Source organism: Micromonospora sp. NPDC047753 (assembly GCF_040642735.1).
GTDB lineage: Bacteria > Actinomycetota > Actinomycetes > Mycobacteriales > Micromonosporaceae > Micromonospora.
The window spans coordinates 1-1,687 of record NZ_JBEYSL010000816.1 but is presented as its reverse complement, the minus strand read 5'-3'; the positions used below and the strand labels follow the sequence as shown (position 1 = coordinate 1,687).

Annotated in this window: 2 protein-coding genes; one reads left to right on the top strand and one right to left on the bottom strand. The window is 74.3% G+C overall.

Annotated elements, in window-relative coordinates; genetic code table 11:
• The first annotated feature begins 85 nt into the window (after positions 1-85).
• Positions 86-1,342, top strand: coding sequence for a hypothetical protein (locus tag ABZ749_RS34840; RefSeq protein ID WP_357235604.1), 1,257 nt, complete (start codon positions 86-88; stop codon positions 1,340-1,342).
• Positions 1,343-1,383: 41 nt separating this feature from the next.
• Here the strand turns inward: ABZ749_RS34840 and ABZ749_RS34835 are convergent.
• On the bottom strand, positions 1,384-1,687 hold a 304-nt coding region (locus tag ABZ749_RS34835; protein WP_357235601.1), incomplete at its 5' end, for a DUF2267 domain-containing protein.

Genomic DNA, 1,687 nt, shown 5'->3' with positions numbered 1-1,687 from the left:
TGATCACCCCCTTTCTCGCCGGCACGGAGATCGACGAGCCGTTCGAACTGTGGTCGTGAGCCGGGTCGGCGGGCAGAGTGTGGGAATGAGGAGCGATCTGCACGGCCCGTTGTCCGCGTACGCCGCGCGACTGCACGCGACGGTCGGCGACAGGCACCACGTCGCCTCCCCGCTCGGCGCCTGGCTGCTACTCGCGGTCACCGCCACGACGGCCGACACTGATCCGGCCGTAGCGGACGGAGCCGCCGCGAAGCTGGCCCAGGCGCTGGGCACCGACCTGCCGAGCGCGGCCGAGGTGGCCCGAACACTGTTGGACGCGCCGCACCCGCTGGTCGGGTCCGCCACCGCGCTCTGGCACACAGCGGGGCAGGGCGACGACGGACCGGCGGCGTGGCGGGCCGCGCTGCCCCGCACGACCGAGGTCGGCGCACTGCCCGATCAGGCCGGGTTGAACGCCTGGGCGCGCGAGCACACCCTCGGCCTGATCGAGACGTTTCCCCTGAAGTTCGAGTCGGATGAGGTGTCCCTCTCGGAGGTGGTGTTCATCCTGGCCAGCGCGTTGGCCACCCGGGTGTCCTGGGCGACCCCGTTCGACGTCGCCGACGCACGCGCGCTCGGCGCCAACAGCCCGTGGGCCGGCCAACTACGGCGGGCACTGCGCAGCCCGAGCGAGGGCCACCGCTGCGCCATCGTGTCCACCGCGCGGGCCGGTGACGTGATCGTGCACGCCGCGCCCGCTCAGACGACCGACGGCGCGGGGCTGGTCGTCCTCTCGGTGGCCGCCGCGCCGCAGGTGCCACCGGCCGAGGTGCTGGCCATCGCGTACGACCTCAGCGCCGGGGCGGCCGACAACGTCCCACCGGCGGGCGGCCGCTCACTGTTCGACCTGCCGCTCGGCGAGACTCCGCTCTGGACGCTGACCGAGGAGCGGGTACACACCTGGGCCCGCGACGGCCGCGAAGAGCGGCACAACGCTGTCCTCCCCTGCTGGTCCGCTCGGAACGACCACGACCTGACGGCCCCGGCACTCGGTTTCCTCGCCGCGGTGACCACGCTCGCGACGGCGCTGGCGCTGCCGGTGGAGGACTTCAAGGCACGGCAGACGGCGGTGGCCCGGTTCGACAGGTACGGCTTCGAGGCGGCGGCGGTGACCGGCATGGCCGGAATTACCAGCATGCCGCCGGAGGGTGTGGCCCGCACCGCCGAGTTGCGCTTCGGCCACCCGTACGCGGTGGTGGCCGTCGCCACCGACAGCAGGGCCGACGGAACGAGGGGGCCGTGGCACGGGGTGCCGGTCTTCTCCGCCTGGGTCACCGAGCCCGAGGACGTGCCCGAGGCATGAGTCACCTGGCGGCCGGCGAGGTGACCCGCGACCGGGCCGGGTCAGAGACCGCCGTCGCGCGGCAGTCGCGCCACCATCGCTTGGAATTCCCCTACCGTCATCGCCGTGCGCAACGTGGCGAAGACGGCCCCGGTTCCGGCCCTGGCGGTGGCCGGGTCGACCCCGGCACGCTGTTCCACCCGCCGAAGGAACTCCGTCGGGCCGGCCTCCATCGGGGTCGTGCCGGCACCGCCGACCTCCAGGCCCAGCCCGCTGGTCAACCCGTCGCCCGCAGCATCCGGGCCGAGGGTCCCGGCCGGATCCGGGGCTGGGAGGGCCGTCCCGGCCGGATCCGGGGCCGCGCCG

Coding starts and splice junctions, on each gene's coding strand:
- ABZ749_RS34840 (WP_357235604.1), top strand. CDS start 86: ATGAGGAGCGATCTGCACGGCCCGTTGTCCGCGTACGCCGCGCGACTG.